This window comes from Pseudomonas sp. 2,4-D (assembly GCF_030418155.1).
GTDB lineage: Bacteria > Pseudomonadota > Gammaproteobacteria > Pseudomonadales > Pseudomonadaceae > Aquipseudomonas > Aquipseudomonas alloputida.
The window spans coordinates 1-20,664 of the sequence record NZ_JAUHUI010000032.1; the positions used below are offsets into that span (position 1 = coordinate 1).

At 61.8% G+C, this 20,664-nt stretch carries 23 protein-coding genes; 13 read left to right on the top strand and 10 right to left on the bottom strand.

Features of this window, described 5'->3' with window-relative positions; translation table 11 throughout:
- Nucleotides 1–213: 213 nt before the first annotated feature.
- Nucleotides 214–1,215 (bottom strand): bile acid:sodium symporter family protein, encoded by a 1,002-nt coding sequence (locus QYE47_RS19830; protein WP_019437150.1) that lies wholly within the window; start codon nucleotides 1,213–1,215, stop codon nucleotides 214–216.
- Between the two features lie 106 nt (nucleotides 1,216–1,321).
- Here QYE47_RS19830 and ampC point away from each other — a divergent pair, with 106 nt between their 5' ends.
- Together ampC and QYE47_RS19840 are read left to right on the top strand one after the other, a co-directional pair.
- Complete coding sequence (gene ampC, locus QYE47_RS19835; RefSeq protein WP_014591258.1) at nucleotides 1,322–2,464, top strand: class C beta-lactamase; 1,143 nt, start codon at nucleotides 1,322–1,324, stop codon at nucleotides 2,462–2,464.
- Between the two features lie 300 nt (nucleotides 2,465–2,764).
- Nucleotides 2,765–3,097, top strand: coding sequence for a hypothetical protein (locus QYE47_RS19840; protein WP_003253895.1), 333 nt, complete (start codon nucleotides 2,765–2,767; stop codon nucleotides 3,095–3,097).
- A 46-nt stretch (nucleotides 3,098–3,143) separates the two neighbouring features.
- On the opposite strand, the gene QYE47_RS19845 is transcribed toward QYE47_RS19840, so the two are convergent.
- The 6 genes from QYE47_RS19845 to QYE47_RS19870 form a co-directional block, all read right to left on the bottom strand.
- A complete protein-coding gene (locus QYE47_RS19845; RefSeq protein WP_014591259.1) occupies nucleotides 3,144–3,455 on the bottom strand; it encodes a hypothetical protein in 312 nt (103 codons plus the stop codon).
- Nucleotides 3,456–3,596: 141 nt separating this feature from the next.
- Nucleotides 3,597–3,785: a hypothetical protein gene (locus QYE47_RS19850; protein WP_014591260.1), complete on the bottom strand. Its 189-nt coding sequence runs from the start codon at nucleotides 3,783–3,785 to the stop codon at nucleotides 3,597–3,599.
- 138 nt (nucleotides 3,786–3,923) lie between these two features.
- Nucleotides 3,924–4,244, bottom strand: coding sequence for a YbjQ family protein (locus tag QYE47_RS19855; RefSeq protein ID WP_003258990.1), 321 nt, complete (start codon nucleotides 4,242–4,244; stop codon nucleotides 3,924–3,926).
- A gap of 70 nt (nucleotides 4,245–4,314) precedes the next feature.
- Nucleotides 4,315–5,199: an EamA family transporter gene (locus QYE47_RS19860; protein ID WP_003253899.1), complete on the bottom strand. Its 885-nt coding sequence runs from the start codon at nucleotides 5,197–5,199 to the stop codon at nucleotides 4,315–4,317.
- 163 nt (nucleotides 5,200–5,362) lie between these two features.
- Complete coding sequence (locus tag QYE47_RS19865) at nucleotides 5,363–6,187, bottom strand: class II aldolase/adducin family protein (protein ID WP_080557802.1); 825 nt, start codon at nucleotides 6,185–6,187, stop codon at nucleotides 5,363–5,365.
- Nucleotides 6,141–7,184, bottom strand: a complete 1,044-nt coding sequence (locus QYE47_RS19870; protein ID WP_014591262.1) for an ABC transporter substrate-binding protein — start codon at nucleotides 7,182–7,184, stop codon at nucleotides 6,141–6,143. The genes QYE47_RS19865 and QYE47_RS19870 overlap by 47 nt, the downstream gene beginning before the upstream one ends.
- 175 nt (nucleotides 7,185–7,359) lie before the next feature.
- On the opposite strand from QYE47_RS19870, the gene QYE47_RS19875 reads away from it, so the two are divergent.
- From QYE47_RS19875 to QYE47_RS19885, 3 genes are all read left to right on the top strand, one after another.
- Nucleotides 7,360–9,312, top strand: a complete 1,953-nt coding sequence (locus tag QYE47_RS19875) for an FAD-dependent oxidoreductase (protein ID WP_014591263.1) — start codon at nucleotides 7,360–7,362, stop codon at nucleotides 9,310–9,312.
- Nucleotides 9,313–9,351: 39 nt separating this feature from the next.
- Entirely contained in the window at nucleotides 9,352–9,951 is a 600-nt protein-coding gene (locus QYE47_RS19880) for a helix-turn-helix domain-containing protein (protein WP_014591264.1), read from the top strand.
- An 80-nt stretch (nucleotides 9,952–10,031) separates the two neighbouring features.
- Nucleotides 10,032–11,234 carry an NAD(P)/FAD-dependent oxidoreductase gene (locus QYE47_RS19885; protein ID WP_014591265.1) on the top strand — a complete coding sequence of 401 codons (1,203 nt, stop codon included), beginning with the start codon at nucleotides 10,032–10,034 and terminating at the stop codon, nucleotides 11,232–11,234.
- 68 nt (nucleotides 11,235–11,302) lie between these two features.
- On the opposite strand, the gene QYE47_RS19890 is transcribed toward QYE47_RS19885, so the two are convergent.
- Nucleotides 11,303–11,914 carry an FMN-dependent NADH-azoreductase gene (locus tag QYE47_RS19890; protein WP_014591266.1) on the bottom strand — a complete coding sequence of 204 codons (612 nt, stop codon included), beginning with the start codon at nucleotides 11,912–11,914 and terminating at the stop codon, nucleotides 11,303–11,305.
- 133 nt (nucleotides 11,915–12,047) lie between these two features.
- Here QYE47_RS19890 and QYE47_RS19895 point away from each other — a divergent pair, with 133 nt between their 5' ends.
- Together QYE47_RS19895 and QYE47_RS19900 are read left to right on the top strand one after the other, a co-directional pair.
- On the top strand, nucleotides 12,048–12,950 hold the full coding sequence (locus QYE47_RS19895; RefSeq protein WP_014591267.1) for a LysR substrate-binding domain-containing protein: 903 nt from the start codon (nucleotides 12,048–12,050) through the stop codon (nucleotides 12,948–12,950).
- Complete coding sequence (locus QYE47_RS19900) at nucleotides 12,943–13,302, top strand: MmcQ/YjbR family DNA-binding protein (RefSeq protein ID WP_019437155.1); 360 nt, start codon at nucleotides 12,943–12,945, stop codon at nucleotides 13,300–13,302. Before QYE47_RS19895 ends, QYE47_RS19900 begins: the two co-directional genes overlap by 8 nt.
- A gap of 58 nt (nucleotides 13,303–13,360) precedes the next feature.
- Here QYE47_RS19900 and QYE47_RS19905 read toward each other — a convergent pair whose 3' ends face one another.
- Both QYE47_RS19905 and QYE47_RS19910 read right to left on the bottom strand, forming a co-directional pair.
- Complete coding sequence (locus QYE47_RS19905; RefSeq protein WP_014591269.1) at nucleotides 13,361–13,774, bottom strand: DUF1294 domain-containing protein; 414 nt, start codon at nucleotides 13,772–13,774, stop codon at nucleotides 13,361–13,363.
- Entirely contained in the window at nucleotides 13,767–14,597 is an 831-nt protein-coding gene (locus QYE47_RS19910) for an undecaprenyl-diphosphate phosphatase (RefSeq protein WP_014591270.1), read from the bottom strand. Before QYE47_RS19910 ends, QYE47_RS19905 begins: the two co-directional genes overlap by 8 nt.
- A 300-nt stretch (nucleotides 14,598–14,897) precedes the next feature.
- On the opposite strand from QYE47_RS19910, the gene mcpP reads away from it, so the two are divergent.
- From mcpP to QYE47_RS19940, 6 genes are all read left to right on the top strand, one after another.
- Nucleotides 14,898–16,532, top strand: a complete 1,635-nt coding sequence (mcpP, locus tag QYE47_RS19915) for a methyl-accepting chemotaxis protein McpP (RefSeq protein WP_014591271.1) — start codon at nucleotides 14,898–14,900, stop codon at nucleotides 16,530–16,532.
- A 179-nt stretch (nucleotides 16,533–16,711) separates the two neighbouring features.
- Nucleotides 16,712–17,278, top strand: coding sequence for a nicotinamide riboside transporter PnuC (gene pnuC / locus QYE47_RS19920; RefSeq protein WP_014591272.1), 567 nt, complete (start codon nucleotides 16,712–16,714; stop codon nucleotides 17,276–17,278).
- Entirely contained in the window at nucleotides 17,275–17,844 is a 570-nt protein-coding gene (locus tag QYE47_RS19925) for an AAA family ATPase (RefSeq protein WP_014591273.1), read from the top strand. The genes pnuC and QYE47_RS19925 overlap by 4 nt, the downstream gene beginning before the upstream one ends.
- 298 nt (nucleotides 17,845–18,142) lie before the next feature.
- Entirely contained in the window at nucleotides 18,143–18,580 is a 438-nt protein-coding gene (locus QYE47_RS19930; RefSeq protein ID WP_014591274.1) for a hypothetical protein, read from the top strand.
- Between the two features lies 1 nt (nucleotide 18,581).
- A complete protein-coding gene (locus QYE47_RS19935) occupies nucleotides 18,582–19,160 on the top strand; it encodes a hypothetical protein (RefSeq protein WP_014591275.1) in 579 nt (192 codons plus the stop codon).
- 49 nt (nucleotides 19,161–19,209) lie between these two features.
- Nucleotides 19,210–20,661: a hypothetical protein gene (locus QYE47_RS19940; RefSeq protein WP_014591276.1), complete on the top strand. Its 1,452-nt coding sequence runs from the start codon at nucleotides 19,210–19,212 to the stop codon at nucleotides 20,659–20,661.
- Nucleotides 20,662–20,664: the final 3 nt, after the last annotated feature.

Consider the following 20,664-nt stretch of genomic DNA (forward strand, 5'->3'; position numbering starts at 1 on the left):
CCCCCGATGTGTGTCCACCCCCGATCTTTGTAGGAGCGGGTTTACCCGCGAATACGGCGGCGGCTGCGACGGTGAACAGCGGGTAGAAATTGGCCAGCAGGACCGGCCTGCTTCGCGGGTATCAACCCCTTGATACGACCAAGCTTTTCAGCTCTGAGCACCGCAGAAAAGCTTGACCGCCAACACAGTATCTTCATGGGAACGCAAAGGCGCTCAAGACACCGCCGAAGCCTCCACCCCCTGCTCACGGCTGGCATAACGCTGCGCCAGCACAGCACACACCATCAGCTGTATCTGGTGAAACAGCATCAGCGGCAAGATCATCGCGCCAATGCCACTGCCCACAAACAACACCTGGGCCATGGGCACACCCGTAGCCAGGCTTTTCTTGGAGCCGGCAAACAGGATGGTGATGCGATCCTCAAGGTCAAAGCCCAGCGCCTTGCCAAGCAAGCGGGTGCCAAACAGCACCACTGCCAGCAGAATTGCGCACACCACGAACAACCCCGCCAAGTGCTGCGGCGATACGGTGTGCCACAAACCGGTAACCACGGCCTCACTGAAGGCGGTGTACACCACCAGCAGGATCGAACCCTGGTCCACCACCTTGAGCCAGCGCGCATTGCGCTTGACCCAGGCGCCGATCCAGCGCCGCGCGACCTGCCCGGCAACGAACGGCACCAGCAGCTGCAAAGTGATCTTCAACACCGCGTCCAGGCCGGAACCTGTATCACCACCGGCGCCCAGCAGCAGCATCACCAGCAACGGGGTGAGGAAGATACCCAACAGGCTGGAGGCCGCTGCGCTGCAGATGGCCGCCGGCACGTTACCGCGGGCCAGCGAGGTAAAGGCAATGGCCGACTGCACGGTTGCAGGCAAGGCACACAGGTACAGGATGCCAAGGTAAAGCTCGTTACCCACCAGCGGTACGAACAGAGGTTTGAACGCCAGGCCCAGCAGCGGGAACAATACGAAAGTACAGGAGAACACCAGTAGGTGCAGGCGCCAGTGCCCGGCACCGGCAATGATGGCTTCACGGGACAGTTTGGCGCCATGCAAGAAGAACAACAGGCCAATGGCCAGGTTGGTCAGCCAGCCGAAATACACCGCGCCATCGCCCGAGCAAGGCAGCAAGGTGGCGATGAGTACCACACCGAGCAAGGCCAGGGTGAAATTGTCAAATAACATGCGCAAATACTTCATCACTGTATCCATCTTGTCATGGTGGGTGGGCAGACGATAAGGTCTTTGGCTCCCCGTCGCTAACGCCGGAACCCCGAGCGGTATCGCTCAACGGACACGCTCCACAAAAGGACTCACCATGCTCCGCCCACGTCTGGCTGCACTTGCAGCCGCCATTACCCTTGCCTTAGGCCATGCCAGCGCCCAGGCCGACGACCAGTTACAGGCCAAGGTCGACCAGATCATCCGCCCGCTCATGCAGGAACAAGGCATCACCGGCATGGCTGTGGCCATCTATGCACGCGACCACGCGCATTACTTCAGCTACGGTGTGGCCAGCAAGGCCGACAACGTACCGGTCAGCCGCGATACGCTGTTCGAGATCGGTTCGCTGAGCAAGACCTACACGGCCACCCTGGCCGCGCTTGCCAGCGCCGAGGGCAAGCTTGACCTCGAGGCCCCGGCCAAGCGCTATCACCCGGCACTGGCCGGCGTCCCCATCGGCGACGCGACGGTGCTGGAACTGGGCGCCTACAGCGCCGACTGCCTGCCACTGCAGTTCCCCGACACCGTACAAACACCGCAACAGGTAGTCGATTTCTTCCGCCACTGGCAACCTCGTGCCAAACCTGGCACCCAGCGCTGCTACTCCAACCCCAGTCTGGGTTTGTTCGGTGACCTGGCCGCCCGTGCGCAGCACCAACCGTTTTCCACACTGATGAGTGAGGGCCTGCTGACGAAGATGGGCCTGAAAAACACCTACCTACAGGTTCCGGCCAGCGCCCAGGGGCTTTATGCCCAAGGGTATGACGCCGACGACAAGCCGGTGCGTGTAGGGCCCGGCCCTTACGCCGATGAGGCCTACGGCATCAAAACCAGCGCCAGCGACCTGCTGCGCTATGTGCGGTTGCACATGCAGCCGCAGGGCCTGCCACCGGCCCTGGCGAAAGCCACCGCCATTACCCAGCAGGGCTACTTCCAGGTTGGCGCCATGACGCAAGGCCTGGGCTGGGAACGCTACCCCTACCCGGTCACGCTGAGCACACTGATCGATGGCAACAGCCCACAGCTGATCCGCGAACCGCAGGCCACCACTCGCTTGCAGCCGGCCCTGCCCGCGCTACCGGCAGCCTGGTACAACAAGACCGGCGCCACCAACGGCTTCGGCGCGTACGCCGCGTTCGTGCCGGCAGAACAGCTGGCAGTCGTGCTGCTGGCCAATCGGAATTACCCCAACCAAGCGCGGGTACAAGCCGCCTTCGACATCCTTTCCGGCTTATAACGCAAGCTTTGATTGTCGGACAAAACGACAGAATGTAGTGAGCAAAAAAATTCACTACAAAATGGTTGACGCCATTCATCACGCTTGGGCATGATGAAGCCGTCTCCCCGATCGGGAGCGGTGGCAAGGGTGTTCCAGACGGCCTGCGCGGTAACGCAGGCCGTCCGTGGAGAGGGAAACTGTCCAAAAGGCAGCGTGAGAAAGCCCCTGTTGCGATGCTGCTGTAGCAGCCTTGGTAGTGCGCTACACCGTGATAGCGCCAACTGTGAAAATCACCTATGAATGGGTAATGGGGGCTTTATGATGAACTTGAACAACAATCCGACTATCGACCAATTGGCCCAGCTGTTCGCCGTGCGCAAGGACAGCCTTGACGACCATTTGCTGTGGGTTAGCCAAACCGGTGAAGTGCGCCTCGACCGCCTGCCACCGAACACCGTCGAAGATGAATTTGAAGAGCACCTGCCCAGCATGCGTGCCCGCTTCAAGGTCTACCGCCGTGGCCAAGGCTACGTCGGCAAGAAAGCCGCCGCCGACACTGAATTCGTTGGCCGCGTGCTGCAGACCCTGCAACAAGAATGGCCCGCTGCCCGTGAGCAGCAGGCAGTCAAGGTGATCGAACCGCTGAATTGAGGGTTCGCACCTTTACCAGAGCCCGGCCCGCATAGGCCGGGCTTTTTCATGCCTGGCGCCGCTGCAGACGGGTTTCCGGCAGAGGCAAGGCGCCTGTTGCCATCGCCCGGGCGCGGTCGACACCCCACACCAGCGCACGGGTCATGGTCTCGCCCGGCAGCGCGGGGTAATACTCTTCCAGCAACGCCCGCCCGTCCCCGGCGTACAGCCCCAGAAACAGCTGCGTCGCCCCCAGGCGCGACAAGCGCACCTGCACGTCCAGTGTGGTGCCGTCGCTGAGTGCTTCGTCGTGGCAGCGGCTGTGCAAATGTGCGTCGGCCCACTGCCAATAGGTTTCTTCCCTGACTCGCATGAGCATTCAATCCTCCGTTGCTGGAATGCCGCGTCAGAAAACCACAGGCCGGGCCATCCGGCGAGCGCTACCGGGCAATACCATGAGGCGGATCAACGAATGGCAATAAAAACCCCGCCGTTGGGCGGGGTGTGTGCAGACGCGGGATCACTTCTTGAGCGGTACCCGCGGCATGAAGCGGCCTTTTTTGCTGCGCTGCAAATGTGCAGGCTGGAGCTGTTCGGAATCATCCAGCGTCATGTGGGCGAAACCCAGGCGAAATGCCGTCTGGCCGCAACGCACCTGGCTGTTGATCGGGAACGCATCGTTCAGGTCTTCGAAAAAGGATTCGCTCATGCCCAGTCTCCCTCCAGTGGCGGTCGCGTCGGCAACCAGACAAGTTGCCCAGGGAACGCGGCCTGTGAAAGTGAGACTAGCTGGTCATTTGCGGACCGACCGGACAAGAACCTTGCAGCCGACCAATGGCAAAAGGCTTTACTTCAGGCGTACTGCCGTACCGGTGGCAAATACCACGACCATGCCGCCCTGTACCGACGGCATGCTGATCTCAAAATCCACCCCCACTACCGCATCGGCTTGCAACTGTCGTGCCCGGGCCTTGAGTTCTTCAGTGGCCTGCTCCCGGGCCTCGCGCAGCGCGCTTTCCAAGGTTTGCGAACGGCCACCGAAGAAGTCGCGAAACCGTGCAAAGAAATCGCGCACGAAGTTGATGCCCTGCACCGATTCGGAACTGACCACGCCCAGGTATTCGGCAATCGGGCGGCCTTCGAGCTGGCTGGTGGTGGAAATGATCATGGATGCGCTCCGTTGGCCTGGCAAAAAGAGGCCGATTCTAACAGAGCGCAGGTCGGCAGATTTAAGCGCTTTACGCGTTGGCAGCCCGCAAACGCTGACCGATGCGCGCACCGAAGACATTCACCAGCAGGCCGGCCATCACCAACAATGCGCCCCAGCCCTGCGTAGCGGTCAGGCGCTCTCCCAGCAGTAACGCCGACGAACTCAGGCCAATCACCGGTACCAGCAGCGAGAACGGCGCCACTTTGCCTGCCGGGTGACGCGACAGTAACTTGCTCCACAGGCTGTAGCCGAGCATGGTGGCGACAAAGGCCAAATACGCCAGGGCCAGCACCGAACTCCAACTGATATTGGCCAAGGCATGGCCAATGCGCTCGGGGCCTTCCAGCCACCAGGACAGTGCCAGGAATGGCAGTGGCGGGATCAGCCCACCCCAGATCACCAGTGCGACCAGGTCGACCGAGCCGAACCGCCGGGTAATGATGTTGCCCAGGCCCCACATCGCACCGCCACACAGGGTCAGCACCAACGCCAGCATGGGCACATGGCCGCCGTCTTCGCTGCCGATCAGTGCCAGGCCGCCGGCCGCTACCAGCAGCCCCAGCACGCTGGCCAGGCGCAGCCGCTCACCGAGAAACAACGCAGCAAAACCGAGGGTGAAGAAGGCTTGCGACTGCAGGATCAACGAAGCCAACCCTGGCGGCATGCCGCTGTACATGGCCTGAAACAGGAACGCGAACTGGCCCAGTGAAATGGTCGCACCGTAAGCGATCAGCCAGCGCCACGGCAGTTTGGGCCGCCTGACCAGCAAGATCGCCGGGAACGCCACCAGCAAGAAACGCAATGCCCCCAGCAACATCGGTGGCAACCCGTCGAGGCCAACCTTGATGACCACAAAGTTGACGCCCCAGGCGACAATCACCACCAGGGCGATAAGCAGGTCCTTAAGTGGCATTGCGACTTCCTTCTGCAGGCTTTTTAGACATATTTCGTTACAGCATAACGGTATTCCTTGAAAAGGGACCAGCACAGTTGAACCCAATGGTTGCACTACAGTGACTGTTCCATCCGCCCGCTGTCCGCTGGGCGTCTACGTTGCCAAATCAGCAAGCACAGGTTTAATCCTGATAACCAGGCGCCACCTTTTCCAACATTCGCAACAACGCCGCCCAAGCCAGTTGCAGCGCATCCGGGTCAGCCAGCTCCCCCTGCTTCAACCCTCTCCCCGGCGCGTTGAACTGCCGTTCGGTACGCACGCAAACTTCGGTCGACGGCAATATCAGTTGCCCAGCACTTTGCGCCGCCAACTGGATCTCGCAAGCCTTCTCCAGGTAGTACATGCGCAAGAAGGCTTCAGCCACACTGCGTCCCGTGGTCAACAGCCCATGGTTGCGCAGTATCATCACCGGCTTGTTGCCCAAGTCGGCCACCAGCCGTTGCTGTTCATCCATGTCCAGCGCGACGCCCTCGTAGGCGTGGTAAGCCACGTTGCCGTAAAACTCCATGGACATCTGGTTGACCGGCAACAGGCCACATTCCAGTGCGGCCACCGCGCAGCCTGCGCGGGTGTGGGTGTGCAGCACGCACCGGGCATCCTCGCGGGCAGCGTGAATGGCACTGTGAATGACGAACCCGGCCGGATTGACCGGGTGACGGGCAGCCCCCACCGGCCGCCCCTGCAGGTCGATCTTCACCAGGCTGGACGCTGTGATCTCCTCGAAGAGCAAGCCATACGGGTTGATCAGGAAATGGTGCTCCGGCCCAGGCAGGCGCAGGGAGATATGCGTGAAGATGAGATCGCTCATGCGAAAGTGCGCGATCAGCCGGTAGCAGGCAGCCAGCTCCCGACGCAGGCTTAGTTCCGTTGCAGTCATCTTGTTGCCCCTTTTCTGAACGCTATTTGCTGGCCCAGGCGTTGAAGCGTTGCTCCAGTTCTTCGCCATGATCGACCCAGAATTCCACGTTCATGGCCAGCGCCCCCTGCAGGTTCTGAGGTGAAGTGGGTACCCAGTCGGCCAGCGCCGGGTCAAGCCTGGCCGCGGCTTGGGTATTGGTGGGCCCATAGGGGATCTGTTGTACATACCGCACCTGGGTATCCGGCTGATTGGCATAGGCAATCAGCCGCTTGGCCTGGTCGACATGCCGCGAGCCTTTGATGATCGCCCAATAGTCCATACCGTACAGGCTGCCAGGCCATACCACGGCCAACGGGCTGCCCTGCTGCGCCGCCACCGCAATTCGTCCGCTGTAGGTGGAGGTCATCACCACGTCACCGGCTGCCAGCCATTGCGCGGGTTGAGCGCCGGCGTCCCACCACTGGATATGGGGTTTGAGTTCGCTGAGTTTGGCGAAGGCCCGCTCGACCCCTGCCGGCGTGGACAATACCCGGTATACGTCCTCGACCTTGACCCCGTCAGCCAACAGTGCGAATTCCAGGTTGTACACCGCACGCTTGCGCAGGCCGCGCTTGCCAGGGTACTTGTCGACGTCCCAGAAGTCCGCCCACGATGCCGGCGCCTGGGCCAGCTTGCTGCGGTCGTAGGCAATAGCCACGCTCCAGACCAGCGCGGCCGACCCACAATCCTGTGCGGCTGCCGGGATCAGTTCGGCTGCATGGCCCAGGCGCTGCCAGTCCAGGTGCTCGTAGATCCCCTCGTCGCAGCCGCGCATCAAGTCAGGGCCTTCGATCTGCACCACATCCCAATCGACGTTGCCGGTGTCGGCCATGACCTGGATCCGTGCCATTTCGCCGTTGTATTCACTCTGGATCAGCTGGCTGCCGTCCTGGGCAATGAAGGGCTTGAAGATCGCCTCATCCTGGGCCTTCTGGCCCGCGCCGCCATAACCGACCACAACCATCTGCTGCGCAGCTTGCGCAGTGCCCAGGCCAAGGGCCAGCAAGGCTGCACAAAGGCCGGTCACACGTGGATATAGCTGCATCGTAGTTTCCTCCTGGCGGTGCCCGACGGGCCCGTTTTCTTGTTGTTCTGAGGTCACACCCTCGCCATGCGAGTGAGGAAAACCTAGACAGACACAAGTAAAAAAACAAGTTGATTTTTTACTATCGCTACACTTTTATAAGAAAAAATAAAAACACCGCACCGGAGCCGCCTGTATGCAGACCGCCTTCCCACACCTGTTCGAGCCCTTGCAGATCCGCGGCAAACGTTTGAAAAACCGCATCATGTCCACCGGGCACGACACCTGCCTGCCCACCGACAACCTGGTCAACGACAAGCTGATCGCCTACCAGCGCGACCGCGCTGCCGGCGGCGTCGGCCTGATCGTGCTGCAGGTCGCCGGGGTCCACGACAGTGCCCGCTACACCTCGCATGTGCTAATGGCCACTGACGATGCCTGCATCGATGGCTACCGGCAGCTTGCCGAGGCCTGCCATGCGCACGGCACCGTGGTGCTGTCGCAACTCTTTCACCCCGGGCGTGAGATCATGGAGTCGGCAGACGGCCTGTTGGCGGTAGCCTACTCGGCATCTGCGGTGCCCAATGAGCGCTTCCGGGTGATGCCCCGCGCGCTGGACCAGGCAATGATCGACGAAATCGTCCAGGGCTACGCCTGCGCCGCCCGCCGCCTGCACCAGGCCGGGCTGGATGGCGTCGAGGTGGTGGCCAGCCATGGCTATCTGCCCGCGCAGTTTCTCAACCCGCGGGTGAACGTACGCAGTGATGGCTACAACGGTGACCTGGATCAGCGCCTGAGGTTCTTGCGCGAAGTGCTGGCCGCAGTGCGCGCAGCCACCGATGAGCAGTTCATCATCGGCCTGCGCATCAGCGCTGACGAGCGCGACAGCCAGGGCCTGAGTGAAGACGAGTCACTGGCTGCTGCCGTGGCCTTGCAGGGCCAGCTCGACTACCTGCATGTCGTCGCCGGTACCTCGGCCTCGCTGGGTGGCGCGGTCCATATCGTGCCACCGATGGCCATCGAACCGGCGTACCTGGCCCGCGAGGCTGGCACCTTCAAGCAACAGTTGGCTATCCCCCTGTTCGTCACCGGGCGCATCAACCAGCCCCAGGAAGCCGAGCTGATCCTGGCCCGCGGCCAGGCTGATGTGTGCGGCATGACCCGGGCGCTGATCTGCGATCCGTCGATGCCAGAAAAGACCGAACGCGGCCAGGTCGAAGACGTGCGCGCCTGCATCGCCTGCAACCAGGCATGCATCGGCCATTTCCATCGTGGCTTGCCCATTTCCTGCATCCAGCGCCCGGAAACCGGGCGTGAGTTGCAGTACGGGCACCTCACGCCCACTTCCTCGCCCAAACGCATAATGATCGCCGGCGGCGGGCCTGCCGGCATGAAGGCCGCCGCCGTGGCCGCCGCGCGCGGGCACCAGGTCACGCTGTACGAGGCGGGCCCGCAGCTCGGTGGGCAGGTGCTGCTGGCCCAGCTGCTGCCACGGCGTAGCGAGTTCGGGGGTGCCAGCACCAATCTGCAACGGGAAATGGCCCTGGCAGGTGTAGAAGTGGTGCGCAACACCCGGGTCGACCGCGCACTGGTCGAACGTGAGCGCCCTGATCTGGTCATTGCCGCTACCGGCGCCACCCCCTACTGGCCGGCGTTCGAGCGTACCGGCGAGCTTCAGGTAGTGGACGCCTGGCAAGTGCTGCGCAATGAGGTGAAACCGGGGCGTTCGGTGCTGGTGATCGACTGGCGCTGTGACTGGATCGGCCCCGGTATCGCCGAACGCCTGGTGCGCGAAGGCCATCAGGTCCAGTTGGCGGTCAACGGCACTCATTGCGGCGAGAGCCTGCCGCTTTACGTACGTGACCAACTGGCCGGCGAGCTGCATCGCCTGGGTATCCCTGTCACCCCATACGCACGCCTGTACGGCAGCGACGACAACACGGTGTACCTGCAGCACACCGCCAGCGGCGATCCGATGATCTTCGAAGGCATCGACACCTTGGTGCTGTGCATGGGGCATCAACCGCAAGACCGCCTGGCCACTGAACTGGCAGGTGTGGTGGACGTACGGCGGATTGGCGACTGCCTGGCGCCGCGCACGGCCGAAGAAGCGATTCACGATGGCCTGACGGTTGCCTGGGCGCTCTGAGGCTGTTCATACTGCGGCTTTTGCGATGGACCGACGCGCATGAGCCAACCCCCCCAGCCCCCCGCCAGCGAACCGGGGGGCGCCGCGCCGCAGTTCCTCGGCACCCGCATCCGCGGCCTGCGCAAGCGCCGCGGCATGACCCTGGCGGAGCTGGCCGCACACAGTGAACTGACTGCAGGCTACATCAGCCAGCTGGAGCGCAACCTCTCCTACCCGTCGATCCCGGCGCTGTTCAACATCGCCCGCAGCCTGGGCGTGACCATCCAGTGGTTCTTCGCCAGCGAGGCCACCACCGCGCCCGAAGACCAAGGCTATGTGGTGCGGCGCAACAGCCGCCTGAGCGTGCATTACGAAGATGGCATCGTCGATCAACTGCTCACCCCCCAGCCCAACCGTCAGCTGGAGATGCTGCACTCACGTTTCCCGCCAGGTACCTACAGCCAGCAAAGCTACAGCCACGACGGCGAAGAAGCCGGTTACCTGCTCAGCGGCACGTTTGAGCTGTGGGTAGGCGAGCGGCATTTCCAGCTGAGTGAAGGCGACAGCTTCAGCTTCTCGAGCCAGGAACCTCACCGCTACGGCAACCCCGGTGAAGTGGATGCCGTGGTGATCTGGGTGATCACGCCGCCAACATTCTGAAGCACTCCAGCAAGCACTGGTAACACCGTTGACCGGCAATACGGTCTACCTTGTCCACCGAACTTCAAAGGAGCACAACCATGAAGCAGATCCTGATCATTGGTGCGGGCTTTGCCGGCCTGTGGAGCGCACTCAGCGCCATCCGACAGCTTGACCTCAACGGCAGCAAGGGCGTCGAGGTCACCTTGCTCGCGCCCCAGGCTGAACTGCATGTGCGTCCGCGCTTCTACGAGGCAGACGTGCATACCATGGCCGCACCACTGCAGGCGCTGTTCGACGCTGCCAATGTCCGTTTCGTGCAGGGCACGGCATACCACATCGATGAAACGGCCCGCCGCGTGGGCTATCGCACTCGCAGCGGCACTCGCTGCACCCTGCCCTACGACCGACTGATCATGGCCTGCGGCAGTGAGCTCGTGCGCCCTGACATGGACGGCATCGAGCATGCCTTCGACGTCGACAAGCTCGACAGCGCCGCACGCCTGGAAACCCACCTGAAGTCACTGGCCAGCCTGCCGAACACGCCGGCACGCAATACCGTGGTGGTAGCCGGGGGCGGTTTTACCGGTATCGAGACGGCCACCGAATTGCCGGCCCGCTTGCGCGCGATACTGGGTGAAGACGCCGCGTTGCGCGTAGTGGTAATCGACCGCGGCGCCAGGATCGGCGCAGCCCTGGGTGACGGCATCCGCCCAGCCATCGAGCAGGCATGCGAGGCCCTGGGCGTGGAGTGGGTTTGCGGTGCCACTGTAGTTTCTGTAGACCCTGCCGGTGTCAAGCTGGACAACGGCCAGCGTATCGACGCCAGCACGGTGGTCTGGACGGTTGGCTTCAAGGCCAACCCGCTCACCGAACAGATCAGCGGCGAGCGCGACAACCGCGGCCGCTTGCATGTCGATGGCAACCTGAAGGTCAAGGGCAATGATGCCGTGTATGCAGCGGGAGACGTGGCTTACGCCCCCTGTGACGAGCTTGGCAATCATGCCCTGATGTCGTGCCAGCATGCGATTGCGCTGGGGCGCCATGCGGGCAACAATGCCGCTGCCGAGTTGCTTGGCGTAGCACCAATGGCTTACAGCCAGCCCAAGTACGTGACGTGCCTGGACCTGGGGGCCTGGGGCGCGGTGTACACCGAAGGATGGGACCGTGAGGTTTCGCCACCGGAGGACAAGGCCGAAGCCAAGGCGCTGAAGCGCCAGATCAATTCAGTGTGGATTTATCCGCCAGCGGCTGACCGGGCATCGGCCCTGGCGGCAGCTGATCCGCTTATCCCGGTGGCCTGAGAGCTTCTACAGGTTGGAGTGGCCTTGTACCTCGACAGGGCCACTCTTGCAACCAACCGCTCCCTTGATCAGGCAGCAGCAAACAGCTCGTTGGCAATCTGCGCCTGTGCAGCATCGATCGCCTGGCTGCGCTGCTCCGGGCCATAGGCCAGGCCGTGGGCCCGGACGATTTCCAGGTCGGTAACACCGATGAAGCCCAGGAACACTTTCAGGAAGTCTTCATGCCCGGCGCCAGTCGGCTGGCCAGCGTGCAGGCCACCAGCGGTGGAAACCAACACCACTTTCTTGTTGCCGCACAGGCCTTGCGGGCCGGCTTCGGTGTAGCGGAAGGTCTTGCCGGCGACGGCTACGCGGTCAATCCAGGCTTTGAGCTGAGTCGGCACGGTGAAGTTGTACATTGGCGCACCAATCACCACGGCATCGGCAGCCAGGAACTCTTCGAGCGTCTCTGCGCTCAGCTTGGCTTCGAAAGCCTGGGCCGCGTCACGTACGTCTTCAGGGGTGCCTGCAGCGACCAGGGTGGCAGCGGAGAAGTGGGCAATGGCATCGGCAGCCAGGTCGCGGTAAACCACCTCAACGCTTGGGTCTGCAGCCTTCCAGGCTTCGACCACTTCACGGCTCAACTGACGCGAGGCGGAATTGTCGCCCAGGATGCTCGAATCGATGTGCAACAGTTTCATGGGACTCTCCTGTGAGTGAAGACCGCATCTGTGGGCGATCACGATGGGGAGAATCCTACCGAGATGATCAATAGCTGATAAGTAAGCAAAAATGCGTTAGTTTGTCCCACAGGTGGAACAGTGAGACATTCCCATGCAAGACCTCAACGACCTCTTCTACTTCGCGCGCGTCGTCGAAGCCGGCGGATTCGCCGCCGCCGGGCGCCAGCTGGGCATACCCAAGTCGCGCCTGTCGCGGCGTATCGCCGAGCTTGAAGAGCGCCTGGGCACACGCCTGTTGCAGCGCACCACACGGCAACTCAAGCTCACCGCAGTAGGTGAACGTTACTTGCATCATTGCCAGGCCATGTTGCTGGAGGCCGAAGCAGCCGACGAAACCGTGGCCAGCATGAGCAGTGAGCCGCGCGGGCGTTTACGGGTATCGTGCCCGGTGGCACTGGCACACGCCTTCCTGCCGGATGTGATCAGCCGCTTTCTCGAGCAGTATCCGCTGGTGCAACTGGACATGGTATTGCTCAACCGCCGGGTCGACCTGATTTCGGAAGGCATTGATGTGGCGTTGCGCGTACGCGACCTGGGCGACGAAGACCCGGCCCTGGTGACCCGCCGCCTGCGCCAGGCGCAAATGCAACTGGTGGCCGCACCCGGTTTTGCCGACCACATTCGCGAACCGGACGAGTTGGCATCATTGCCCGTGCTGGGCGCAGCCGAAGCAGACCGGCTGGTACACTTCCGCCTGCTCGGCCCCCATGGCAAGCAGCAGGAAATATCGCTGGAGCCACGCTTGGCGATCGACGATTTCGTAGTACGTAACGCTGCTGTACGTGCCGGCCTGGGGTTCACTGCGCTGCCCAGCATGTTCTGTGAAGAGGAACTGGAACGCGGCGAACTGGTGCGCCTGCTGCCAGACTGGTCGCTGCCGGGTGGTTACCTGCAGGCGGTTTACCCACACCGGCGTGGCCTGCTGCCTGCGGTCCGGGTGTGGATCGATCACTTGGCGGCGTCATTCGAGGCATGTGGAGAGCGGTATGTCTGAACGGAAGATGAGCGAAGGCCAGGTAGCGGCATTTTGCCTGAGCCTGCCGGGGGCGCGGGAAGACTATAAATGGGGCGGCATCCGAGTGTTTTCGGTGGCAGAAAACAAGATGTTCGCGGTGCTCGACCTGGCGGGTGCCGGGTTGTCGTTCAAGGTAGCCGACGAGCTGTTTCTGGGTTATTGCGATCGACCCGGGATACGGCCGGCACCGTACCTGGCGCGGGCGCGATGGGTCAGCATGGCACCGCCCTACCCCATGGGGCGTGATGAACTGTGTGACCTGTTGCAGCGTTCGCACCAGCTGGTAGTGCGTCGGTTGCCCAAGCGGTTGCAGGTGGGGTTGGTCATGTGATCGACCTGTACCGGCCCTTTCGCGGCATCACCCGCGAAGAGGCCGGTACAACTGCCCATCAACCAAGGGGCAGATAACGTCCGTCAAGAAACAGCCAGTCTGCCCAGAACACTTGGTGCAGCAGCACAATCCCCCAGCACACCAACTGGAACGAAACCTTGCGGGTCTTGTGCCGAAACAACTGCTGCGCCAACAGCGCCCCCGGCCAACCACCGAGCAACTCGCTGATGTGCAGCACTTTCTCGGGTGTACGCCAGGCTTGGTTACGTGCCTGCTGCTTGTCCTGCCAATACAGCAACAGGGTGATAAGGCTCATGGCCGGGTACAACGCCAACGGCCACCAGGTCTGATCGTTCCAGGCCATGCGCGCCGCCCCCAGGCCGGGCAATAGGCAAAGCACGCCCAACAGCAGCAGCTTCAGGCGCACATTGCGCACGCGTTCAGCCCGTTGCCCACGCAGCGCCTCAGCCATGTGCCGTGGACCAGTCGACCCAACCGAACTGCCAGGTCGCCAGAATGAACACGCCGAACACTATGCGATACCAGGCAAATGCCGCGTAGCTATGGTTGGCAATGAACTTGAGCAACGCCCGTACGGCAATCATGGCGAAGATGAACGAGGTCACGAAGCCTAGCGCGAACACCGGCAGATCGCCGGGCTGGAACAAGTCACGGTATTTGTAGCCCGAATACACCGCCGCACCGACCATGGTCGGCATTGCCAGGAAGAACGAGAACTCGGTCGCTGCCTTGCGCGACAAGCCGAACAGCAAGCCACCGATAATGGTCGAACCGGAGCGCGACGTGCCCGGGATCATCGCCAGACACTGGATGAAGCCGATTTTCAGCGCATGGCTCCAGCGCATGTCGTCCACATGGTCCACCTGTACGCGGTGCTCACGGCGCTCGGCCCAGAGCATGATGACGCCACCCACCACCAGTGCTGCTGCCACGGTGACGGGGTTGAACAGGTATTCGTGAATAAGGTCGGCAAACAGGACACCCAGTACCACCGCCGGCATGAACGCCAACAGCAGGTTGCCCGTGAAGCGGCGCGCCTTGGGCTGGTGGGTCAGGCCGAAGACCACTTCGAAAATCTTGCTGCGAAACTCCCACACCACCGCCAGGATCGCCGCCAGCTGAATGATGATGTTGAAAGCCATGGCCCGTTCGCCGCCAAAACCGATCAGGTCGGCGACGATAATCTGGTGACCGGTACTGGAAATCGGCAGAAACTCCGTCAGCCCTTCGACCACGCCTAAGATGATTGCCTGGAAGGCAGTCCAAAAATCCATCATTCCCCCGGATGGAGCGCTGTTTGTCGCAGGCCCCTTGTTCTTGATTTGCTTGAAATTGCCTTACACGGCCCGGCTGTTTTACAGCGACTGTTGGGCGCAACGCCAGTAGAAAAGTTCACGCCTGTTAAAGGTTTCATCTTGCGCGGCCGAAATCCTGACAGAGCCCCTTGGCAATCGCTTTACACGACCTGTTGCAGACTATCACCAACATAGCACTTAGCCATTAGTCGAGTGGGGGCTCACTGCAAAGCATGCTTCGATGCACATCAATAAAAAGAACAATGCGGGAGCTGATGGATGAACACTCTGAGATCGATGTCAATCAGTCGGCGCCTGTGGCTGATCCTTGTAGTGGCGGTGGCCATGCTGGTGGTACTGGGCCTGCTGATGCTGCGGCAGATCCATGGTGACCTGTACCAGGCCAAGGCGGAGAAAACCCGCCATGTGGTGCAGACCGCCGCAGGTGTGTTGGCCTATTACCAAGGCCTGGAAGCTGCCGGCACGCTCAGCCGCGAAGCCGCCCAGCAACAGGCGCTGCAGGTAGTGCGCGCGCTGCGCTACGACCATGACGACTATTTCTGGATCAACGACCTGGGGCCGAAGATGATCATGCATCCGGCCAACCCCAAGCTCGACGGCCAGGACCTTTCCGCCATCCGCGACCCCGATGGTTTCGCCGTGTTCAACGAAATGGTCGCCCTTGCCCGCCAGCAGGACGCCGGCCCGGTCAACTATCGCTGGCCCAAGCCCGGCGCCAGTGAGCCGGTAGCCAAGACCTCGTATATTCAGCTGTTCAAGCCGTGGGGCTGGATCATCGGTTCAGGCGTGTACGTCGATGACGTGCAGGCCGAATTCGCTCGCCAGTTGCGCGACGCTTCGCTGATTGGCGTGGGCATTGCCCTGCTGATGGCGCTGGTGGTCATGCTGATTGCCCGCAGCATCGCCCGCCCGCTGCAGGAAGCGGTGCAGGCAATGGGCAACATCGCCAGCGGTGAAAGCGACCTTACCCGGCGCCTGGACACCCATGGCAGCGACGAGATCACCCACCTTGGCGAGCACTTCAACCGCTTCAACGGCAAACTGCAAGGTGTAGTCGGCCAACTGCAAGGCGCGGCCCACGCATTGGCCCAGTCCGCCGGGCACGTCGGTGACAATGCAGGTGCTGCACAACAGCGCAGTGCCCAACAATCGCTACAGATGGACCAGGTGGCCACTGCAGTCAATGAGGTGACCTACGCCGTGCAGGACGTGGCCAAGACCGCGGAACAGGCCGCCGGAGAAATGCGTACGGCACAACAACAGGTGACGCACGGCCAGCAGGCCATCCACGGCAGCCTGGCGCAGATCGACCGCCTGTCGCTGACCATCGATGAGGCCGTACAGGTAATCCGCGACCTGGCCGGCCACAGCACGCGCATCGGCGGCGTACTGGACGTGATTCGTTCCATTGCCGAACAGACCAACCTGCTGGCGCTGAATGCCGCCATCGAGGCGGCACGGGCTGGCGAGCAAGGCCGAGGCTTTGCCGTGGTCGCCGACGAGGTGCGCCTGTTGGCCCAGCGTACAGCACAATCGACGGCCGAGATTCATACCATGATCGAGCACCTGCAGAGTCAGTCGGACGCTGCGGTCAAGGCCATAGACACCAGCAGCGAGGCATCGCGCCAGACTGTCGAACAAGCCCGCGAGGCCGGCGCCAGCCTGGACGCCATCAACCAGGTGCTGAACAACCTCACCGCATTGAATGCCTCCATTGCCAGCGCTACCTTGCAGCAGTCGCATGTGGTCGAAGAGATCAACCGCAATGTGCTGGATACTGCCGGGTTGTCGCAGCAGACCGCCGATGCGGCGCGTCAGTCCAGCGATGCCGGGGTGGCATTGGGGCGGTTGAGCGAAGATCTGGAGCAGTTGTTGCGGCAGTTCCGGGTCTGAGAACAAGCCCTTTTGCGGGCATGCCTGCGAAGGAAGCAACGCGGTGGGTGGCACCGGCGCTGCCGGTGTTCGCGGGTAAACCCGCTCCTACAACCGGGTATCCCGCCGCTGCGCCCTACACCTTCCCCGGCCGACCCGCTACAATCTCGCCCCTTCCCCGTAGCCTCCAAGGATCGCCGATGTCCGGCCTTGAACTCATTGCCGCCCTCCTCGGCGTAACCGCTGTCTGGCTCACGGTCAAGCAGAACGCCTGGTGCTGGCCGATCGGCCTGGTCATGGTACTGATCTATGGCTGGCTGTTCTACGAGGTAAAGCTGTACTCGGGCATGTTGCTGCAAGTGGCCTACGCCATCCTGCAACTGTACGGCTGGTGGCAATGGAAGCGCCCCGACCACGCTGAAGAGGCCCGTCAGGTCTCCCGCCTGCCACGCCCGGCACTGCTCACCGGCCTGGCCGCCGGGGTGCTGCTGAGCGCCGCCCTGGGCGCGGCCATGGCCAACTGGACCGATGCCGCCCTGCCCTGGCTGGATGCCACCCTGACCGGATTCAGCCTGGTAGCGCAACTGTGGATGGCGCAGAAACGCCTGCAGTGCTGGCCTCTGTGGGTCGTGGTCGACATCATCTATGTGGGCCAATACCTGCATCAGCAGTTGTATTTCACCGCCGGCTTCTTCGCCGTGCTCACCCTGATTGCCGTACGCGGCTGGCTGGAATGGCGCCGCGACCCGGCGCTGGTACAGCCATGAGTGCGTCGCAAGCAATGAAAGTGCTGGTACTGTGCGGCCCAGAATCCAGTGGCAAAAGCTGGCTTAGCGGGGTGATCCAGGCACATTTTGGTGGCCTGGTCGTGGGCGAATACGTGCGCCATTTCATCGACCAGCAATGCCGTGACACCTGCTACGCCGATATTCCCGCTATCGCCCGCGGGCAACTGGCATGGGAGGACCGTGCGCGTGAGCAGGCGCCCCCGCTGCTGATTCTGGACACCCACCTGCTAAGCAACATGCTCTGGAGCCACGCACTGTTCGACGACTGCCCAACCTGGCTGGAAGAGGCACTGCTGGCACGGCGTTACGACCTGCACCTGTTGCTCAGCCCGCAAGGGGTGGACTGGATTGCCGATGGTCAGCGTTGCCAACCCGACCTCAGCGATCGTCAGCGCTTTTTCGATGACAGCCAGGCGTGGCTGAGGCGGCACAACCAGCCGCACCAAATACTTGATGGCAATTGGCCGCAACGCCAATTGCTGGCCTTGCAATCGGTTGCTATGCTGCTTGGTGGCGATGCGCCATCATGCCCAACCGAGTGTTAAACCACTGACACACTCCGGTGGGGCAAAGCCCCCGAAATTGCGGGGCTTCCCCCTGCCCTGGTGGCAGTGTCAAGCCCGTGAAACACACTTGCAAAAACCCTTCCAATCAAGGCCACAGCCGACTTTGCCGGCAACGTGCAGGGCACGCTGTTTCAAGCCTGAGACAACATGCGCCGCATTTTGTCAGCCTCTTGCCCTAACTATCTGACCTGAAACGTATTCTAAAAAGCGGCACACCTTCTGCTCTATCGTTCGCATCGCTGAACTAGGGCCAGCGCTCTAAGAAGGAGTTGCCGTCGTGAGGAAACGTGACAAACGCCTCTATCACCTATTACTGGTGGGTTGTGTACTGGGGTCACTAAGCCTGACAGCTCAGGCGGACAAGGGGATCATCATCATCAAGCGCGATGTGCAGGTGCGCAACGCGACCATCCCACCCCTGATCCCAGACCCGAGCCCTACCACCGTCAATGCCAACCCTTCTGCCCACGTGCTCAAGCAAACCAACGAGCTGAGCGATGGCGACTTCGCCAGCATCAGCAGCGGTGCAGGCATCAGCAACCTGGTCACCCAGCAGACCAACAACCTGGGTGGCAACCTCGGCAACCAGAACCAGCTTCCCAACTTGGCGGGCGGACGCGGCACGGGGTCGGGTAACGGTATCTCGAACATGGTCAACTCAAGCGTGCAGCGAGGCCTCGCGCCACTGCAGATTCTGACCGGCGGGGGCAAGTGAGATGAAGCGCACACTGCTGATGCTGGCCGTCCTTTGCACTGCACCGGCCTTTGCGCAATCCCTGGTTCCCGTCATCAACAACGCCGATATCGACAGCTCCGGCAGCCGCTATCAGGGCAACCTCTCTGTCAACCAGGCCGCTGGTGACAAACAGCAGCAGGTCAATGCGCGCGCCATCGCCGTCGGCCCCGAAGCCAATGCAAGCACCCAGATCCGGCAACGGCTCGACACGCCCGCCGACCCCGCGATGGACGCCCGCTCGACCATCCAGGGCAACGCTTTCAGCAACGGCAGCGGCGCCCTGGGGGTCAACCAGAGCGCAGGTGCCAACACCCAGCAAGCCAATGCACTGAGCATCAGCATTGGTGCACAACCGCAAAGCATCGACGACAGCGTCCTCATGCAACAGAACGTGGCGCTGATCAACAACTCGGGAGCAACTGACATTCCAGCAGGCTATCGCCAGGTCACTACCAGTGACCAGGCCTTCACCGGTAGCCGAGGGGTGATCCAGTTGAACCAGAGTGCCGGGGTGGGAAACCGAATGGCCAACACCTTGAGCATCCGGGTCGCGGATTGACCCTGCAGTTAAGAACGACACTTAACCTAATAGCGTACGGAGAATCACCATGAAACCCTCGATGGCAATCAAGCCTCTGGTTTTCGCAATTGCTGCGGTCATGGCTGTTGCTGTACAAGCTGGGCAAAATGATCGGCGTAATGACCACCATAACGGCCACCATAACAATGGTCATCACAAGCCTCCACCCACCAAGATCCCTGTGTATGCAACGGCCAATGCCTGGGATACCCAAACCAGCACTCGCAACCGCATCTCCAATGAAGGCACCATCAACGAAGCCGAGATGAGTGACTCTGGCACCGGCTCCAGCGGCAACGTTGGCATAAACGTGGCGGCCGGTAACGGCAACCAGCAAGACAACGCCGCTGCCATTGCCAACGCAGGCTCCGACTCGAGCCTGGACAACAGCTTCGTGTTCGGCATGGCCAGTGCCACGGCTGACGTCGTGCAAACCAGCAGAAACAACCGGGTCGACAACTATTCGACCCAGTCTTCGGCTGTGATGAGCGGCTCAGCCAGCGGGGCTGAGGGCAACATCGGCATCAACGTTGCCGGTGGCGACCTCAACCAGCAGAAAAACACCATGGCCATCGCCAACACCGGTGCTCCGCTGGGTAACGCCACTGCCACGGCTTCGGCCAATCAGGACGGCCCAGGCCTGATTGTAAACAACAGCGCCGACCGCACCTATCGGGTGGATACGATTACCATCACCAAGTCGGCCAGCGGTTCAAGCTCGAAGGAAGGCAGCTTCAACTCGACCGACGACCGCAGCTCGTCTTCGAGCTTCAGCGTCGCCGGTGCGCATAGCGCCAGCTCCAGCGGCTCCAGTGGCTGGGACTCCAGCGGCTCGCAATCCAGCAGTGCCAGCGGCTCCCACAACTCGAGCGCAAGTGGCTCGTTCGGCTGGGGTGCCAGTGGCTCTGCCAGCGGCAGCCACAGCGCGTCGAGCAGCGCCAGCCTGGCAGCTTCGCTGGACGCTGATGTTAGCGCCTCGCGTACCCGGACCACCGACTTTGGTCGTTTCGAGCGTACCGACTCCAGCTCCTTCGATGGCTCGCTGAGTGCGTCGCTGGATGTGTCGGTCGACAAGTCGCACGAAAGTGCATACGACTCGTCGTTCGAGAAAGCATTCGACTCCAACTACGACAAGTCGCATCAGTCGTCGTACGACAAGTCCAAAGAGTCTTCGTACACCAAGTCTCACGACTCTTCGTACGAGAATGCTTCGGCGTCTGAGTTCTCGAAGTCTGGCGAGCAATCCAAGGAATCCTCGAACGACGTTTCGAAGAGCTACAGCGAAAGCAGCGCTTACGACTTGAGCAATACTGTGTCCTTCCAAGTGCTGACCCCGACCGGCTGGGCCAACCCAGTCACCAACACTGCAACCCTTAGCGGTTCGGTGAACGGTGGCAGCGGTAACCTGGGCGTGAACGTAGCAGCCGGTGTGGGCAACCAGCAAAGCAACTCGCTGGCCATCTCCAACACCTCGTTCTGACCG

Bases quoted from the DNA above. Each gene is read 5' to 3' on its own strand.
- QYE47_RS19940 (WP_014591276.1), top strand. From the start codon at position 19,210: ATGAAACCCTCGATGGCAATCAAGCCTCTGGTTTTCGCAATTGCTGCG.
- QYE47_RS19875 (WP_014591263.1), top strand. From the start codon at position 7,360: ATGCAGACCGCCTTCCCACACCTGTTCGAGCCCTTGCAGATCCGCGGC.
- QYE47_RS19855 (WP_003258990.1), bottom strand. From the start codon at position 4,244: ATGATCATTTCCACCACCAGCCAGCTCGAAGGCCGCCCGATTGCCGAA.
- ampC (WP_014591258.1), top strand. From the start codon at position 1,322: ATGCTCCGCCCACGTCTGGCTGCACTTGCAGCCGCCATTACCCTTGCC.
- QYE47_RS19900 (WP_019437155.1), top strand. From the start codon at position 12,943: ATGTCTGAACGGAAGATGAGCGAAGGCCAGGTAGCGGCATTTTGCCTG.
- QYE47_RS19850 (WP_014591260.1), bottom strand. From the start codon at position 3,785: ATGAGCGAATCCTTTTTCGAAGACCTGAACGATGCGTTCCCGATCAAC.
- QYE47_RS19890 (WP_014591266.1), bottom strand. From the start codon at position 11,914: ATGAAACTGTTGCACATCGATTCGAGCATCCTGGGCGACAATTCCGCC.
- QYE47_RS19910 (WP_014591270.1), bottom strand. From the start codon at position 14,597: ATGGATTTTTGGACTGCCTTCCAGGCAATCATCTTAGGCGTGGTCGAA.
- QYE47_RS19870 (WP_014591262.1), bottom strand. From the start codon at position 7,184: ATGCAGCTATATCCACGTGTGACCGGCCTTTGTGCAGCCTTGCTGGCC.
- QYE47_RS19885 (WP_014591265.1), top strand. From the start codon at position 10,032: ATGAAGCAGATCCTGATCATTGGTGCGGGCTTTGCCGGCCTGTGGAGC.
- QYE47_RS19935 (WP_014591275.1), top strand. From the start codon at position 18,582: ATGAAGCGCACACTGCTGATGCTGGCCGTCCTTTGCACTGCACCGGCC.
- QYE47_RS19905 (WP_014591269.1), bottom strand. From the start codon at position 13,774: ATGGCTGAGGCGCTGCGTGGGCAACGGGCTGAACGCGTGCGCAATGTG.
- QYE47_RS19840 (WP_003253895.1), top strand. From the start codon at position 2,765: ATGATGAACTTGAACAACAATCCGACTATCGACCAATTGGCCCAGCTG.
- QYE47_RS19860 (WP_003253899.1), bottom strand. From the start codon at position 5,199: ATGCCACTTAAGGACCTGCTTATCGCCCTGGTGGTGATTGTCGCCTGG.
- QYE47_RS19830 (WP_019437150.1), bottom strand. From the start codon at position 1,215: ATGGATACAGTGATGAAGTATTTGCGCATGTTATTTGACAATTTCACC.
- QYE47_RS19880 (WP_014591264.1), top strand. From the start codon at position 9,352: ATGAGCCAACCCCCCCAGCCCCCCGCCAGCGAACCGGGGGGCGCCGCG.
- QYE47_RS19895 (WP_014591267.1), top strand. From the start codon at position 12,048: ATGCAAGACCTCAACGACCTCTTCTACTTCGCGCGCGTCGTCGAAGCC.
- QYE47_RS19845 (WP_014591259.1), bottom strand. From the start codon at position 3,455: ATGCTCATGCGAGTCAGGGAAGAAACCTATTGGCAGTGGGCCGACGCA.
- QYE47_RS19925 (WP_014591273.1), top strand. From the start codon at position 17,275: ATGAGTGCGTCGCAAGCAATGAAAGTGCTGGTACTGTGCGGCCCAGAA.
- QYE47_RS19865 (WP_080557802.1), bottom strand. From the start codon at position 6,187: ATGGCGAAGAACTGGAGCAACGCTTCAACGCCTGGGCCAGCAAATAGC.
- mcpP (WP_014591271.1), top strand. From the start codon at position 14,898: ATGAACACTCTGAGATCGATGTCAATCAGTCGGCGCCTGTGGCTGATC.
- pnuC (WP_014591272.1), top strand. From the start codon at position 16,712: ATGTCCGGCCTTGAACTCATTGCCGCCCTCCTCGGCGTAACCGCTGTC.